The organism is Leclercia sp. GLN_9 (assembly GCF_043105735.1).
In the GTDB taxonomy this organism is placed as follows: domain Bacteria; phylum Pseudomonadota; class Gammaproteobacteria; order Enterobacterales; family Enterobacteriaceae; genus Enterobacter; species Enterobacter adecarboxylatus.
Genome location: NZ_JBICLV010000014.1, coordinates 99244 through 115768, shown reverse-complemented (window position 1 = coordinate 115768; position 16525 = coordinate 99244). Strand labels below are relative to the sequence as shown.

14 protein-coding genes are annotated in these 16525 nt (G+C 55.1%); 6 read left to right on the top strand and 8 right to left on the bottom strand.

Translation table 11 applies throughout. The annotated features are described in order from the left end of the window. Positions 1–121: 121 nt before the first annotated feature. Positions 122–1531 (bottom strand): glutamate--ammonia ligase, encoded by a 1410-nt coding sequence (gene glnA / locus ACF8PE_RS08825; RefSeq protein ID WP_032615419.1) that lies wholly within the window; start codon positions 1529–1531, stop codon positions 122–124. A gap of 389 nt (positions 1532–1920) precedes the next feature. On the opposite strand from glnA, the gene typA reads away from it, so the two are divergent. Further along, positions 1921–3744 carry a ribosome-dependent GTPase TypA gene (gene typA / locus ACF8PE_RS08820; RefSeq protein ID WP_032615418.1) on the top strand — a complete coding sequence of 608 codons (1824 nt, stop codon included), beginning with the start codon at positions 1921–1923 and terminating at the stop codon, positions 3742–3744. 79 nt (positions 3745–3823) lie between these two features. Here typA and ompL read toward each other — a convergent pair whose 3' ends face one another. From ompL to yihU, 7 genes are all read right to left on the bottom strand, one after another. Then, positions 3824–4510, bottom strand: a complete 687-nt coding sequence (ompL, locus tag ACF8PE_RS08815) for a porin OmpL (RefSeq protein WP_392494779.1) — start codon at positions 4508–4510, stop codon at positions 3824–3826. A 74-nt stretch (positions 4511–4584) separates the two neighbouring features. Then, positions 4585–6009, bottom strand: coding sequence for an MFS transporter (locus tag ACF8PE_RS08810; RefSeq protein WP_059306928.1), 1425 nt, complete (start codon positions 6007–6009; stop codon positions 4585–4587). A gap of 55 nt (positions 6010–6064) precedes the next feature. Then, on the bottom strand, positions 6065–7447 hold the full coding sequence (locus ACF8PE_RS08805; RefSeq protein WP_032615411.1) for an MFS transporter: 1383 nt from the start codon (positions 7445–7447) through the stop codon (positions 6065–6067). A 45-nt stretch (positions 7448–7492) separates the two neighbouring features. After that, positions 7493–9517 (bottom strand): alpha-glucosidase, encoded by a 2025-nt coding sequence (locus ACF8PE_RS08800; RefSeq protein ID WP_204231588.1) that lies wholly within the window; start codon positions 9515–9517, stop codon positions 7493–7495. Between the two features lie 16 nt (positions 9518–9533). After that, positions 9534–10775 (bottom strand): sulfoquinovose isomerase, encoded by a 1242-nt coding sequence (gene yihS / locus ACF8PE_RS08795; RefSeq protein WP_032615407.1) that lies wholly within the window; start codon positions 10773–10775, stop codon positions 9534–9536. Positions 10776–10789: 14 nt separating this feature from the next. Further along, positions 10790–11665: a sulfofructosephosphate aldolase gene (gene yihT / locus ACF8PE_RS08790; RefSeq protein ID WP_032615405.1), complete on the bottom strand. Its 876-nt coding sequence runs from the start codon at positions 11663–11665 to the stop codon at positions 10790–10792. Positions 11666–11675: 10 nt separating this feature from the next. Further along, entirely contained in the window at positions 11676–12572 is an 897-nt protein-coding gene (yihU, locus tag ACF8PE_RS08785; protein ID WP_059306930.1) for a sulfolactaldehyde 3-reductase, read from the bottom strand. A 154-nt stretch (positions 12573–12726) separates the two neighbouring features. On the opposite strand from yihU, the gene ACF8PE_RS08780 reads away from it, so the two are divergent. The 5 genes from ACF8PE_RS08780 (at position 12727) to dtd (ending at position 16497) form a co-directional block, all read left to right on the top strand. Continuing rightward, positions 12727–13623 carry a sugar kinase gene (locus tag ACF8PE_RS08780; RefSeq protein WP_103793394.1) on the top strand — a complete coding sequence of 299 codons (897 nt, stop codon included), beginning with the start codon at positions 12727–12729 and terminating at the stop codon, positions 13621–13623. A gap of 34 nt (positions 13624–13657) precedes the next feature. Further along, positions 13658–14446 carry a DeoR/GlpR family DNA-binding transcription regulator gene (locus ACF8PE_RS08775; protein ID WP_059306932.1) on the top strand — a complete coding sequence of 263 codons (789 nt, stop codon included), beginning with the start codon at positions 13658–13660 and terminating at the stop codon, positions 14444–14446. A gap of 142 nt (positions 14447–14588) precedes the next feature. Next, entirely contained in the window at positions 14589–15188 is a 600-nt protein-coding gene (yihX, locus tag ACF8PE_RS08770) for a glucose-1-phosphatase (protein WP_032615395.1), read from the top strand. Then, entirely contained in the window at positions 15182–16063 is an 882-nt protein-coding gene (locus ACF8PE_RS08765) for a virulence factor BrkB family protein (RefSeq protein WP_032615393.1), read from the top strand. The genes yihX and ACF8PE_RS08765 overlap by 7 nt, the downstream gene beginning before the upstream one ends. Continuing rightward, a complete protein-coding gene (gene dtd / locus ACF8PE_RS08760) occupies positions 16060–16497 on the top strand; it encodes a D-aminoacyl-tRNA deacylase (RefSeq protein WP_392494778.1) in 438 nt (145 codons plus the stop codon). The genes ACF8PE_RS08765 and dtd overlap by 4 nt, the downstream gene beginning before the upstream one ends. Positions 16498–16525 lie beyond the last annotated feature (28 nt).

Below are 16525 nucleotides of genomic sequence, written 5' to 3'. Positions count from 1 at the left end.
TAAGATCAGCTTGTTGGTGGAGAAAAAAGCCCATCCGAAGATGGGCTGAAAAGTTTCCACGGCAACAAAAAAAACGACTATCAATCTCGCGCGGAAAAATCCGTGCGACAGGGATTGAAGATTAAACGCTGTAGTACAGTTCGAACTCAACCGGGTGTGGCGTCATGCGAACACGGTCGTTCTCTTCCATACGCAGCGCGATGTAAGCATCGATCGCTTCGTCAGTGAACACGCCGCCAGCCGTCAGAAACTCACGGTCTGCATCCAGCGCGTTCAGTGCTTCTTCCAGAGAACCGGCAACCTGTGGGATCTCTTTCGCTTCTTCTGGCGGCAGGTCGTACAGGTTTTTGTCCATGGCTTCGCCCGGGTGGATCTTGTTCTTAATACCGTCAAGACCCGCCATCAGCAGTGCTGCGAAGCACAGGTATGGGTTAGCCGCTGGGTCCGGGAAGCGCACTTCGATACGACGTGCTTTCGGAGAAGCAACAACCGGAATACGGATAGAAGCAGAACGGTTACGGGCAGAGTACGCCAGCATGACCGGAGCTTCGTAGCCTGGGACCAGACGCTTGTAGGAGTTGGTGGTTGGGTTCGCCAGGGCGTTGATCGCTTTAGCGTGTTTGATGACGCCACCGATGTAGTGCAGTGCCTGCTCGGACAGACCGGCATATTTGTCGCCAGAGAACAGGTTAGTACCGTTCTTGGACAGGGACATGTGGCAGTGCATACCGGAACCGTTGTCACCAAACATTGGTTTTGGCATGAAGGTCGCGGTTTTACCGAAACGGTGTGCAACGTTGTGAACAACGTATTTGTAGATCTGAATTTCGTCCGCTTTCTTGGTCATGGTGTTGAAACGGGTGGCGATTTCGTTCTGGCCAGCAGTTGCAACTTCATGGTGGTGCGCTTCAACAACCAGGCCCATCTCTTCCATGATCAGACACATGGTAGAACGGATGTCCTGTGAAGAATCGACCGGAGGAACCGGGAAGTAACCGCCTTTAACAGCAGGACGGTGACCTTTGTTGCCGCCTTCGTATTTGGTGGAGGAGTTCCATGCGCCTTCGATATCATCGATAGCAACGTGAGAACCGGAAGTGGTCGCACCAAAACGGATGTCGTCGAACAGGAAGAACTCTGGCTCTGGCCCGAACAGAACGGTGTCTGCGATGCCGGTGGAGCGCAGGTACTCTTCAGCGCGTTTAGCGATAGAGCGTGGGTCGCGGTCGTAGCCCTGCAGAGTGCCTGGCTCGAGGATATCGCAACGGATGATCAGGGTAGATTCTTCGAAGAACGGGTCAATGAGCGCAGTCGATGCGTCAGGCATCAGAACCATGTCAGATTCGTTAATACCTTTCCAGCCACCAATCGAGGAGCCGTCAAACATTTTGCCTTCTTCAAAGAATTCGGCATTCACCTGATGAGCAGGAATAGTGACGTGCTGTTCTTTGCCTTTAGTATCGGTGAAGCGCAGATCAACAAACTTCACTTCATGTTCGTTCAGCATCGTCAAAACGTGTTCAGCGGACATACTTAACTCTCCAGATTGGTCATTGTCGTCGTGGTAACGAGGTCTTCAAATTCTGTATAAGGCAGGCAATGTTGCCTCGGGTTGCCGTATTTTTTATAAAGCGAAATCTGTGCCAACTTTTAAAACACCCCAAAAAGGCGTTATCATGCGCACCATAGTGCAAAAGGGCTGCACCATGATGGTTTTGTTGCACCAGTATAGTGCTTCAATGTGAACATTGAGCACCATATTGGTGCAATTTACGTTAAAGTGCCCTTTTACCGCTCCGTGAAAGCGATCACAAAGCATCTCTGCGATACTTGTTTGCGGGGGATGTTTGTGATCCTGTTTTGTAGTGCGATTAATCCGTGTACAATAACGCGCTATTTCTAAATGCCTGAGGCAAAGTTGTGATCGAAAATCTGCGTAATATCGCCATCATCGCGCACGTTGACCATGGTAAAACTACCCTGGTTGATAAGCTGCTGCAGCAATCTGGTACGTTCGACTCTCGTGCCGAAACTCAAGAACGCGTGATGGACTCCAACGATTTGGAGAAAGAGCGTGGGATTACCATCCTCGCTAAAAACACCGCTATCAAATGGAATGACTACCGTATCAACATCGTTGATACCCCGGGGCACGCCGACTTCGGTGGTGAAGTTGAACGTGTAATGTCCATGGTCGATTCCGTGCTGCTGGTCGTTGACGCAATGGATGGCCCAATGCCGCAGACGCGCTTCGTAACCAAGAAGGCATTTGCCCATGGTCTGAAGCCAATCGTGGTTATCAACAAAGTTGACCGCCCTGGCGCGCGTCCTGACTGGGTTGTGGATCAGGTCTTCGACCTGTTCGTAAACCTCGACGCCACTGACGAGCAGCTGGACTTCCCTATCGTTTACGCGTCTGCGCTGAACGGTATCGCAGGTCTGGACCACGAAGACATGGCTGAAGACATGACCCCGCTGTACCAGGCGATTGTTGACCGTGTTCCTGCGCCAAACGTTGATATTGACGGCACCCTGCAGATGCAGATCTCTCAGCTCGACTACAACAACTACGTTGGTGTAATCGGCATTGGTCGTATCAAGCGCGGTAAAGTTAAGCCTAACCAGCAAGTTACTATCATCGATAGCGAAGGCAAAACCCGTAACGGTAAAGTCGGTAAAGTACTGACTCACCTGGGTCTGGAGCGTATCGAGAGCGACATCGCTGAAGCTGGCGACATCATCGCGATCACCGGTCTGGGCGAGCTGAACATCTCTGACACCATTTGCGACACGCAAGCGGTAGAAGCGCTGCCAGCCCTGTCTGTTGATGAACCAACTGTATCTATGTTCTTCAACGTCAACACCTCTCCGTTCTGTGGTAAAGAAGGTAAGTTCGTTACCTCTCGTCAGATCCTTGACCGCCTGAACAAAGAGCTGGTGCACAACGTTGCGCTGCGTGTTGAAGAAACGCCAGACGCTGATGCATTCCGTGTTTCCGGTCGTGGTGAGCTGCACCTGTCAGTTCTGATCGAAAACATGCGTCGTGAAGGTTTCGAGATGGCGGTTTCCCGTCCGAAAGTTATCTTCCGCGAAATCGATGGCCGTAAACAAGAGCCATTCGAAAACGTAACGCTGGACGTCGAAGAGCAGCACCAGGGTTCTGTGATGCAGGCACTGGGTGAGCGTAAAGGCGACCTGAAAAACATGAATCCAGATGGCAAAGGCCGCGTACGTCTCGACTACGTGATCCCAAGCCGTGGTCTGATCGGCTTCCGTTCAGAGTTCATGACCATGACCTCCGGTACGGGTCTGCTGTACTCCACCTTCAGCCACTACGACGACGTGCGTCCAGGCGATGTTGGCCAGCGTAACAACGGCGTTCTGATCTCCAACGGTCAGGGTAAAGCAGTTGCGTTCGCCCTGTTCAGCCTGCAGGACCGCGGTAAGCTGTTCCTGGGTCACGGTGCAGAAGTTTACGAAGGCCAGATCATCGGTATTCACAGCCGTTCTAACGACCTGACTGTAAACTGCCTGACCGGTAAGAAACTGACCAACATGCGTGCTTCCGGTACTGACGAAGCAACGGTTCTGGTTCCACCGGTTAAGATGACTCTGGAGCAGGCTCTGGAATTCATCGATGACGACGAACTGGTAGAAGTCACCCCAACTTCTATCCGTATCCGTAAACGTCACCTGACCGAGAACGATCGTAAACGCGCAATGCGCGGCCCGAAAGAAGACTAATTCGGTGATGCCGTAGGCCGGGCAAGCGCGAGCGCCGCCCGGTAACTAAAAAGCCGCTGATCCCTCAGCGGCTTTTTTATTAGAACGAATAGCGCAATCCTAACCGAACCCGGTACTGCTCGCGGTTGTAATCATTCCATCTGTCCAGCCACTGGAGTTCAAGGTACGGCAGCCAGTTTTTGTCGATCTTATAGCTGAATTTATTGGTAATTTCCCAGTGGTGATCTTTGCCATTTTTGCTGCGGTAATCATTCACCCGCTGAAAAAAGTGCGGCTCAAAGGTATAGAAAAACGCCTCCGTCACTTTGAAATTCCAGTAATTCGCCAGCTCGTGCGTATCGTTCTTATCCATCTGCCCGTTATAGTCCGGCGTATCGTAATTGTTGTGGTTGTAGCGATAGCGGAACGTCAGGTTGAACCAGTCAACGAATTTATAGTTGGTGTCCAGATAGACGGCACCGCCCGAACCCGCGCTGCTGTCGTTAATCAATCCGCCGGGTTGGAAAGTAAGTTTGTCGGTGGGTTTAAAGAGTGGATACCATCCTTCTATTTCGTTATAGCTGTGCTTCAGCTCATCCCATTTTCCCAGGTTATAAGCATTGGTGAACATCAGTCCCGCGCCCATATCGAAGTTATAGCCCGCACGCAGGATCACCTCGTGCATCTCCGAGGCCGTATTGTAGGCTTCGCGGGTTTCGACGTAGGCACCGGCAAATACCGGGCAGGACACAGACGACACGATCAGTACAGTGATGATTCTTTTCATAATTTGTCCATGTATCAGGTACAGAAAGGCCTCCCTCCTGATTAACAGGAAGGAAACAATGGCCGGATTTATTGTTATAAAGTGACTGCTGACGCTTTATTGTTGGCGATTATCTCAGGCGTATCCGCTAATTCTTTTTTCCGTTTCCCTATCTCCTCGATAATAAAAGCGAAGCGCGCTTCGTTGAGTTTATAAAACAGTCCCATAGTGATGGCGGCGATAATCGCCAGGCCGCACGGCCAGAGAAAAATAAGCTGACGCAGCCCCAGCAGGGTGCCCGCGCTTTGCACGGCATGCGGAATATAACCAATCTGGGTCAACATAATACCCGGCAGGAATCCGGCGAGGGCCGCGGAGATTTTGCGTGAGAAGGTGTAACCGGTATAAACCGACCCCTCGGCGCGGATGCCGGTTTTCCACTCGCCATAATCGACGGTATCCGGCACCAGCGCCCAGTTGAGGCTATTCACAAATGCGGTACCAAAAAAGGCCATGCAGGAAAACAGCACGAAAAGCAGGGAGCTGGTCCCCCAGAAGAAGTTCAGCACGTCGCCCACCGCCCATAGCGCCAGCCCGCCCAGATAGACCGGCTTCTTGCCGAAACGCTTAACCGCGCCCGGTACCAGAAACACGCCCACCAGAATGCAGCCCATACTGAAAAAGCCCATCCACGACAGCAGATGGAGATCGTTCAGCACGTACTGGGTGTAGTAAACCTGAATGGCCAGCTTGATGTTAAACGCCGCGAGGGTACAGAGGTTGGCGATGCACAACACCAGCAGCGGTGGATTGCGGAAGATGGCGCAGAAGGATTTCAGGATACCCGGCTTATGATGATCGGGCGTGATCTCCACGTAGCGCTCTTTCACCCCGCTGTAGCACCACCACATACAGACCAGCCCCCCGGTGACAAACACCAGTGCGGCAACCAGATAGCCGAGTGACGGCTGGCTAACGAACAGCGCCTGAATGGGCATAAAGCCGACAGTGCAGAGCAACAGACCCACCGTTGCGCCGCCCTGACGCCAGGCCGCAAGCTGTGCGCGCTCATTCGGGTTTTTGGTGATCGCTGGCACCATCGCGCCGTAAGAGCAGTTCATCAGGCTATAGCACAGGCCGAACATCATAAACAGCACCGTGGCGATGGCTGTTTTCACCGTCAGGCTAAAATCATTCGCCATAAACTGGGCCGTGGCGACCAGTGCCACCGGAACGGAAGCATAAAGAATAAACGGCCTGAATTTCCCTCTGGCACCGATGTTACGCCGGGAGTCCAGCAGCACGCCGGTGAGCATGTCGGTAAAGGCGGTGAAGAACTTCGCTACCAGGAAGATAATGCCGCCATAGAACGCGGGCATGCCCAGCTCGTCAGTGTAAAACTTCAGCAGATACAGCGTGCCGATACAGAGCATCAAATTAGAGCCAAAATCGCCCATCCCATAGGCGCACTTCTCGCGCAGGCTCAACTTCAGCGTTAAGGGATCAATATTGTGTGTCATGGTCGATCCTCATAGCGCCCCGCAGGGCGCCCCGCAGGGCGCTCGATCAGGTCATTCATGCGGTACGTTTGCGCAGTTCAATCTCTTCTACAATGCGCACATACATTTTCTCGTTGAGGTTGTAGAAGCAGCCCATCGCCACGATGGTGATGACCGCCAGCAGGCTTGGGTAGATAAAGATCAACTGCCGCAGTCCCTCAACCGTGCTACTGGATTGCACCACGTTGGGTACGTAGCCGATTTGCGTGAGCATGATCCCCGGGAAGAAGCCCGCCAGCGCCTGCGACACCTTGCGGAAGAAGGTAAATCCGGTATAGACCGTTCCTTCGGATCGCACCCCGGTGCGCCACTCGCCATACTCCACGGTGTCGGACACCAGCGCCCAGTTCAGGCTATTTACAAAGGCGGAACCAAAGAACGCCAGGCAGGAGAACGCCACAAAGCTCACCGACCCGCCGCCGAAGAAGTAGTTGAGCAGGTCGCCTGCCACCCAAATCATCAGCCCGCTGATATAGACCTTTTTCTTACCAAACCGCCGCACTGCACCGGGCATCATAAAGACGCCGATAAAAATACAGCCCATGCTGAAGAAGCCCATATACGACAGCAGAATAGGGTCGTTCAGCACGTACTGCGTGTAGTAAACCTGAATGGCGAGTTTGACGTTAAAGGCACCCAGCGTACACAGGTTGGCGATGCACAGAATAAACAGCGGGCGGTTACCGGCAATGGCGCGAAACGACTGCAGCAGCCCGGGTTTATGTGTCGCACTGGCGGGCTGCATCTCAACGTAACGCTCGGTCACGCCTTTGTAGCACCACCACATAAAGAACAGCCCGAACAGCGAGAAGAGGGTCGCGGCAAAGATGTAGCCAAGCTGGTCATTGCCCTCAATCAGGTTCATCACCGGTACAAAACCGACGGTACACAGCAGCAGACCCAGCGTGGCGCCGCCCTGACGCCAGGCGGCCAGTGAGGCGCGCTCGTCCGGGTTTTTAGTAATGGCAGGTACCATTGCGCCGTAAGAGCAGTTCATCATGCTGAAGAACAGGCCGTAGAGCATAAACAGCACCGTTGCCATCACCGTTTTGCCGGTCACCTCAAACGGCGTGCCGACGAAGTTGGCAATGGCCAGCAGGGTCACCGGGAACGCCGCGTAGAGCACGAACGGGCGGAATTTCCCTTTTGGGCCGATCTTGCGCCGGGAGTCGAGCATGATCCCGGTGCCCATATCGGTGAAGGCAGTAAAGAATTTGGCAATCAGGAAGATGATCCCGCCGTAGGTACCCGGCAGGCCCAGCACGTCGGTGTAAAACTTCAGCAGATACAGCGTGCCGATGTCCAACAGGATGTTAGAGCCGAGATCGCCCATCCCGTAGGCGAGTTTTTCTTTAAACGGCAGGCGCAGGGTTGCCGGATCAGAAGTATGTTGACTCATTATTGTTCTCCGTCTGCCCGCAGGTTTCCCTGCGGGCGAGCCTTATCAGATATGACGCAGAGTGCTAAACAGATCTGCCCATTCGCTTTGCTGGCGATAGAAGACCGGTGGCTTGCCGAGTGGAGCATCAACGGTGACATCACCGCCATGGCAAACTTCCCCCGTCCACGCATTTACCCAGCTGTCTTCTGGCAAATAGAGCGACCAGTCATGACGCCCTTCTTCGTGCACAGGGGCCACCAGCAGATCGCGGCCAAACAGATACTGGTATTTCAGCGTGTAGACGTGCGCGTCATCCTCGTAGTGCAGGAATAACGGCCGCATTACCGGCAGGCCGCTTTTCGCATTCTGCGCCACGGCATCTTTGATATAGGGTTTCAGAGTGGTAAAGACGGTGGTCATGCGCGCAAAGTGCGCAATGGTTTCGGCATCACCATCAAACTGCCAGTTATCGCCAGGACGGTTCCCTTCGTGGGTACGCATCATCGGCGTAAAAGCACTGAAATCGCACCAGCGCAGCAGCAGCTCTTTGCTGCGCTTCATCTCGAACAGGGTGGTATACCCGCCGATATCGCTGTGGTGCAGGCCATGCCCGGTCATTGCCAGAGAGAGCGCAGCCGGCACCACTGATGCCAGACCGTCGTCGAGGCTCCAGTCGACGTTCTGATCTCCCGCCCACATCATCACCGAGTGCTTCTGGCTCCCGGTGTAACCCGCACGCATGAAGAACAGGATCTCGCCGAGCTTGCCCGTCTCCTCCAGCGCCTCGTAGTTACATTTCGCCCACAGCGCAGGCCAGGCGTTATGCATAATCTCCGCACTGACGCCGTTGTGCAGGAAGGTATCGGTCGGCAGATATTCACCGAAGTCGGCCATCCAGCCGCTACAACCCAGTTCAATCAGGTTCTTTTTAATGACCTCTTTGTACCAGTCGTAGGCCTCAGGATTAGTCAGGTCGATAACGCCTGCGTAGAACTCACCGAACTCGACGTGGTAGTCCTTGCCGTCAGCATCTTTGGTCAGATAGCCGCGCTTCGCCGCCTCTTCGCACAGGTCTTTATCGCTGGCCACGTACGGGTTGATGTAGGAGAGGAACTGCACGCCTTCCTGCTTCCACTGCTGAATACGCTCATCAAGCTGCGGATACAGCTCGCTGTTCCACTTCCAGTTCCACATCACGCGCTTGCCGAAGGAGGTCATGCGAATGCCGGACCAGTCCTGCGCCCAGATGCCGTTGACCTTCACGCCGCCTTTGCGCAGGGTATCCAGCTTCTGCTGACACACCTCGGTGCCGCCCTGAATACCCAGCGTCACGCCATCGTAAACCCAGTCTGGCAGCTCAGGCTGACGACCCAGCAGGCCGGTCAGTTTTTCCAGCAGATCGACATACGTTTCGGCACAGTCGAAGCGCAGCGTGGCGTTATCTTCCCAGAAGGCCAGCTCGTGGAAGTCCGGCGCGCTGAAATCGAAGTTCATATAGCAGCTGTTATCCACGTGGCAGAAATACTTCTGGGTGCTCACGAAGGTGGGCTGCGGGAAGAAGGTCCAGTAGTAATCGCCGCCTGCATTCTCTTTGCAGTCGGCCTGCCAGGTCACGTAGGTTTGTTTGTTACGCCCAACGCCCTGTTCACTGGTCCATAGCGGGAACGGCTTGCCGCGCAGGTCGAAGTACGAGAACTGCTCTCCGCAGCCGTAAATGTGATCGTCGGGCTGAGCCGCCAGGCGCAACCAGATACGGTTATGGTGGGGGGCATCGTTTTTGAGCTTCAGCGCCAGACGGCCTGTTTCATCGACGCCTACCAGCAGCGTCGCGCTCACCGCGTCGCCACGGGTAAAGCGAATGGCCCAGCCCGCGTTTTGCTGTGTGACGGTCGCGTCCGTCAGGGCAATCTTTTCGTTGAGCTTGTCCTTGATACTGAAATTGCCACGAAACATGTCGATATCGGCAACGCCAGCGCCGATCCACAGGCAGGGGGCATCCGCGGTGTGGGACAAAATCAGTCGGTTTTCCCAGTGCAGGGTAAAACCACTTTCGTTATTTTTCAGGTCAATATTGTGTAGGGTACGCATAAAAACTCCGTCTTTATTATTTGGCCTGGCTATCCAGTAATCCGGCGGCGACCGCAGGGGCTAATCCTGGTGCCAGCGGCAAACGTGGGATCACCAGGCAGTGCAGCAGATGGTAAATATCCTGTTTTCCATCCCAGACTTTGGTGGTCACTTCGTTATTGGTATCCAGCTCCTGCCACCAGGAGCCGTTCTCGTAATCCATCAGGTACTTAATGCAGTATTCCCACCACGTCTGATACCAGGCTTCGTACTGCGCCTCGCCGGTGACGGTATAGAGCGCATAGGCTGTTCCCATCGCTTCGACGATTGGCCAACGTACGCGTTCGCGCACGATAGGTTTGCCATCCCAGCCCACGGAGTAGACAAAGCCATCCGCCCCGTCGGGTGCCCAGGCGTCGCGTATAGTGGCGTGGAACAGCCCTTTCGCATCTTCCAGCAGCCACTCTGGCGGCGTTTCAAAGCGAGCTTCCAGGGCGGCGCGCAGGTGTAACATCAGGCGTCCCCACTCGATCCAGTGCCCCGGCGTGCCGCCGTAGGCGCGGAAACGGTGGGCTGGATTGTCGATGTTGTAATCGCGGATTGGATTCCAGTTCGTGTCGAAGTGCTCGTTAACGCGATACTCCCCTTTGCGCGCCACGTCGTGAATAATCACCGAGGCGATGCGCAGGGCGCGGTCAAGCCACTTGCGGTCGTGCGTCACGTCGTAAACGATCAGGAAGGCTTCCACGGCGTGCATGTTGGCATTGCCGCCGCGGTAATCTTCGGTTTTGCTGAATGCCTCGTCCCAGGATTCGAGGCACATTTGTTCGTCCTCGCTCCAGAAATAGCGCTCGATCACCTCAATCGCCTCGTCCAGCAGCTTGCGCGCCTGTGGATGACCCGTGGTGACGGCGCTCGCCGCGCCCAGCAGCACGAAGAAATGCTGATAGCCCTGCTTGGAGGCGTCGATCACGCCCTCGTCGTTGACGCAGGCGTACCAGCCGCCGTGCTGTTTGTCGCGCAGCGGGCCGTTGAGGGCGTTAATGCCATGCTCAACCAGGGTGTAAGCACCGGGACGTCCCATGTTCGCGGCCACCGCGTAAACGTGCAGCATACGGGCGGTGATCCACAGATGGGTGCCCATGTCGCTGCGGATCTGGCCGTTATTGCCCAGCCAGCCAAAGCCAGTGGGTACGGCGGCGTTTTTGCCGAAATCGAGAATGCGGTCGGTCTCTTGTTCGAGCCAGCGGTTATGGCTCAGGGTGTTAAACCATTTCATGTTCGTATCCTTTCTTAACGGCGAGCCATCATTTCGTCGACGATTTCGCCCAGACGCTGCAGTTTCGGTACAGAGACGTCACGCAGCATCATTTCAGTATCCGGCAGCCCCACCACGGACGACCACACGGCGCGACCGGCTAAAAAGCCTGAAGCCCCCGCCTGCATGGCAACCTGCACTGCGCGCGGGAAGAGCTTGTCATCCACGCCGGAAGAGAGGATCACCCACGGCATGTTGATCTGTTCATTCAGTTTCTGCGAGGCGGCTAACAGTTCCTGCTGCGTGCCTTTACCGAACAACGGCATCTCGACTTTGTAGAGATCGGCGCCGCTGTCGCCCAGCTCTTTTGCCGCATCGATAATGGCCTGTTCGCGGTTAAACACAGCGCTGCGACGCGGCGGACGAACCACCGGCTCAATAATGCTAAGTAGCCCGTTGTCATGGCACAGCTTATTAAACGCCGACACCATCTCCAGACGTTGCTGCGGATCTTCGTCGCTACGCCACAGCACCAGCAGCTTCAGCGCCTTACCGCCATCGCGCCTGACCGCCTGCGCATCAATATTTTTATCAATCACCACGCTGTCGACCGGAATGCCATTCCCCGGAATAAACTCGTCAGCCGCCACAATCATCGCGCAACTGTTGGCAACCGCCTGTTGTTCCACGATCTGGCGATAGCAGAACTGCTGGTCGACAAGAATAGCGGAGGCGTACGGCGACAGAATTTTCGCCGCATTGACCTTAAAGTCAGTCAGATGCTGATCGGTGACTGGCACAGGCGCACCCGCTGCGGCAAACATCAGACGCATCGCTTCGCGCTGATCCACGGCCAGCATGGCAAAACCGCCGGAAGGTCGGGTGATATCTTTCAGGGTGTACATCGTCATTCCTCAGTCCTTACTTATCAGTGTGATTATTCAGTCCGGCGGATGCGCGAACCTGTTCAAGAATGGCCGTCCAGTCTTCACGTCCGCGTCCGGCGGCGCGTGCCTGGTTGTAGACTTCGCGGGAGGCGGCACCCAGCGGCATCGGGACGTGCAGTTGGTTGGCTACGTCCAGGGCGATCCCCAGATCTTTATGTGCAAGGTCGATCATAAAGGCGGGTGAAAGATCCCCTTTCAGCACCTTGTTTGGCCACGAGGTGGTGAAGTGCCCTTTCCCCGCAGGGGTGCCGCTCATGACTTTCAGGGCCACATCAAAGGAGAGGCCGAGCGCTTCGCACAGTACCGCTGCCTCAGCAGAAAGCGCGTTCAGGGCGATGCTCATGTAGTTATTGATAAGCTTCACGCGAATGCCCATCCCAGGCCCGCCTGCGTTAATCAGTTCATTGCCCATCGCCATCAACACCGGCGTGGCGCGTTCAACCTGTTCGGCCGTGCCGCCCGCCAGCAGGAGCAACGTTCCGGCGATAGCATGATCCGACGTGCGCCCGACAGGCACATCCATCAGGCTGAAACCCTGTTTAGCCATGTCGCGGATCAGCGCGTCGGTCTGCAGCGGATGAATGGTGGACATATCAATCACCAGCGCGTCGCGGGACAGCCCGCCGCAAACGCCGTGCTCACCAAACAAAACGGTGCGCACCAGGTCGCCGTTTGGCAGCATGGTGATGACAAATTCAGCATCGGTTGCCGCCTGTGCAGGGGTTGCCGCTGCTTGTGCGCCGCTCTCTACCAGAGCCTGAATCGCCTGGGGGTTTACATCAAAGACGCTAAGCTGGTGGCCCTGCTGTAAAAGATTCTTCGCCATGGGCGCGCCCATCTGTCCTAAACCGATAAAGGCAATTGCTGACATGCTTCTCTCCTGTCACATCGTGTCAATTATTGAGCGTTTATGTTGTCTGTTTTTGATCGTATTTGTAATTTATAGTCAAAAAATTGACACGGGTCACTTTTTAAACATTTTGTGAAATTAAAATGAGAGCATCAGAAACGCAGAAGGAATCACCATGACTCGCATTGTTTGTGTTGGCATTACCGTGCTGGATCGCATCTGGTATCTCGATGATTTACCGAAAGAAGGTGGGAAATATGTCGCAAAAGACTATACGGAAGTGGGTGGTGGCCCGGCGGCAACTGCGGCGGTGGCGGCGGCAAAACTGGGGGCAGAAGTGGATTTTATTGGCCGGGTGGGGGATGACGACACCGGCAGAAGATTACTCGCGGAGCTGGAGTCCCTGGGGGTAAATACGCGGTACACCCGCGTTGTTAAAGGTGCCCGCTCTTCACAGTCGGCCGTGCTGGTGGATGCGAGCGGTGAGCGTGTTATTGCTAACTATCCCAGCGCCGATCTTCCTGCGACCGCAGACTGGCTAAAGGAGATCGATTTTTCGCAGTGGGACAGTGTCTTGGCCGATGTACGCTGGCATGAGGGCGCAAAGCAAGCCTTTACCCTTGCCCGTCAGCAGGGCGTGCCTACGGTGCTTGATGCGGATGTCACTCCGCAGGATATCGCTGAACTCGTTGCGCTGAGCGACCATGCGGCCTTTTCCGCGCCGGGTCTGAAACGTTTAACGCGCATAGATAATCCACTCGATGCCTTAAAAAAAGCACAAACGCTCACAAATGGACACGTGTATGTCACGCAGGGCCGTGAGGGGTGTTACTGGCTGGAAAAGGGCGAACTTTGCCATCAGCCGGGGTATGCCGTTGAAGTGGTTGATACAACAGGCGCGGGGGATGTTTTTCATGGCGCGCTGGCGCTCAGTCTGGCGCAACAGATGCCGTCATCAGAGGCAGTTCGTTATGCCAGTGCCGTCGCGGCATTGAAATGCACCAAACCGGGCGGGCGCGCAGGTATACCTGACTGTGATCAAACCCGCTCTTTTTTGTCACTTTTTGTATAAAATGCGGGGCGTGATGGTTTTCAGAGGACAGCCCATGAGCCTTACCGAACTGACCGGCAACCCGCGCCACGATCAGCTGCTAACGCTAATTGCCGATCGTGGTTATATGAACATTGATGAACTGGCGAACCTGCTGGATGTCTCCACGCAAACGGTGCGTCGGGATATCCGCAAACTGAGCGACCAGGGGCTGATAACACGTCATCATGGTGGTGCGGGCAGGGCATCCAGCGTGGTCAACACGGCTTTTGAGCAGCGCGAAGTCTCTCTGACCGAAGAGAAGCGAGCGATTGCCGAGGCCATTGCGGACTATATTCCTGATGGCTCAACCCTGTTTATCACCATTGGTACGACCGTGGAGCATGTGGCCCGTGCCCTGCTTAACCATAATCATCTGCGTATTATCACCAACAGCCTGCGGGTGGCGCATATTCTCTACAAAAACCCGCGCTTTGAGGTGATGGTCCCCGGCGGTACGCTGCGTCCGCACAACGGCGGCATCATCGGGCCGGCGGCCACGGCGTTTGTGTCGGGTTTCCGTGCTGATTACCTGGTGACCAGCGTCGGGGCGATTGAATCCGACGGTGCGCTGATGGAATTTGATGTTAACGAAGCCAGCGTGGCGAAGACCATGATGGCGCACTCCCGGCACATTTTACTGGCGGCCGATCATACGAAATACCACGCTTCCGCCGCGATCGAAGTCGGTAACGTGGCGCAGGCTACGGCGCTCTTCACCGATAAACTCCCCGGCTCTGCCCTGCAAGGTCATCTGAAATCCGGCAAGGTTGAGGTTGTTGAAGTCAATCCGGGCGACGAATAACAGACCGCTTCGCGGTTTTTGCTCTCACGGCCTGGCAGGTACCCTGCGGGCCGTTCCTTCCTTTCTGTAAGCTGGCGCTGGCGCATAGCCAAACATCTTCTTTCCCGCTAAAGTTAATTTTCACGGCGAAAAGGAGAAGCAGATGCTCTATATCTTTGATTTAGGAAACGTAATCGTCGATATCGACTTTAATCGTGTGCTGGGGTCATGGAGTGATTTCAGCCGCGTTCCGCTGGCAACGCTTAAGCAGAGTTTTACGATGGGCGATACCTTCCATCAGCATGAGCGCGGTGAGATTTCGGATGAAGAATTTGCCGAAAAGCTCTGCCAGGAGATGGAACTTGCCCTCAGTTACGAACAGTTTTCCCACGGCTGGCAGGCGATCTTTGTCGGTATTCGTCCCGAGGTGATTGCCATCATGCACAAGCTGCGTGAGCAAGGGCATCGGGTAGTGGTGCTGTCCAATACCAACCGTCTGCATACCACTTTCTGGCCGGATGAATATCCCGAAGTGAAAGCGGCGGCAGACAAAATCTACCTGTCCCAGGAGATGGGGATGCGCAAACCGGAAGCGCGGATCTACCAGGCCGTTTTGCAGGCCGAAGGATTCTCTGCCGCCGACGCCATCTTTTTTGACGATAACGTCGATAATATAGAGGGAGCTAACCAGTTGGGTATCACGTCAATTCTGGTGACCGGAAAACAGACAATACCTGACTATTTTGCGAAGCAGTTATGCTAAAAATCGTTCATCAAAAAGCCAGCCACCACACCCGACCGTTTCGTGCGTGGCTAAAACTCCTCTGGCATCGCATCGATGAGGACAACATGACCACTCTGGCAGGCAACCTTGCCTACGTGTCGTTGTTGTCTCTGGTGCCGCTGGTGGCCGTTATTTTTGCCCTTTTTGCCGCTTTTCCGATGTTTTCGGATGTCAGCCTGCAGCTCCGCCATTTTGTTTTTGCGAACTTCATGCCTGCCACCGGGGATGTCATTCAGAATTACATTGAGCAGTTTGTCGCGAACTCCAGCAAGATGACGGCGGTGGGGGCGTGCGGGCTTATTGTCACCGCGCTGCTGCTGATGTATGCCATCGATAGCGCGCTCAATACCATCTGGCGCAGCACCCGGGCGCGTCCTAAGGTTTACTCGTTTGCAGTCTACTGGATGATCCTGACGCTGGGGCCGTTGCTGGCCGGTGCCAGCCTGGCGATCAGCTCATATCTGCTCTCGTTACGCTGGGCCAGCGAACTCGACAGCGTGATTGACGACGTGCTGCGCATCTTCCCGTTGCTCTTGTCCTGGCTCGCTTTCTGGTTGCTCTACAGCATTGTGCCTACCATGCGGGTGCCTAACCGCGATGCGATGCTGGGCGCGCTGGTGGCCGCTCTGCTTTTCGAGTTGGGTAAGAAAGGCTTTGCGCTCTACATCACCATGTTCCCCTCCTATCAGCTGATTTATGGCGTACTGGCGGTGATCCCCATTTTGTTCCTCTGGGTTTACTGGACGTGGTGCATCGTCTTGCTTGGCGCTGAAATTACTGTCACTCTCGGGGTATATCGCGAGCTAAAAAAAGCGGCCGAAGCCGAAAAACGACGAGAAGCAGACCAACCATGATTGCATTAATCCAGCGCGTAACCCGTGCCAGCGTCACCGTGGAGGGAGAGGTGACGGGTGAAATTGGCCCGGGACTTTTAGTCTTGTTAGGTGTCGAAAGGGATGACGACGAGCAGAAAGCCAACCGCTTATGCGAGCGCGTGTTGGGTTATCGCATCTTCAGCGATGCAGAAGGCAAAATGAACCTCAACGTCCAGCAGGCGGGTGGCAGCGTGCTGGTCGTATCGCAGTTTACGCTGGCTGCCGATACCGAGCGCGGCATGCGTCCGGGCTTCTCTAAAGGGGCGGCGCCGGATCGGGCAGAAGCGTTATATGAATACTTTGTTGACCGTTGCCGTGAGCAAGAGATGCATACACAGACCGGACGTTTCGCTGCAGATATGCAGGTCTCGCTGGTAAATGATGGCCCCGTCACGTTCTGGCTCCAGGTATGAGTGAGCTGACGGCATGGCCGCGGGTAAC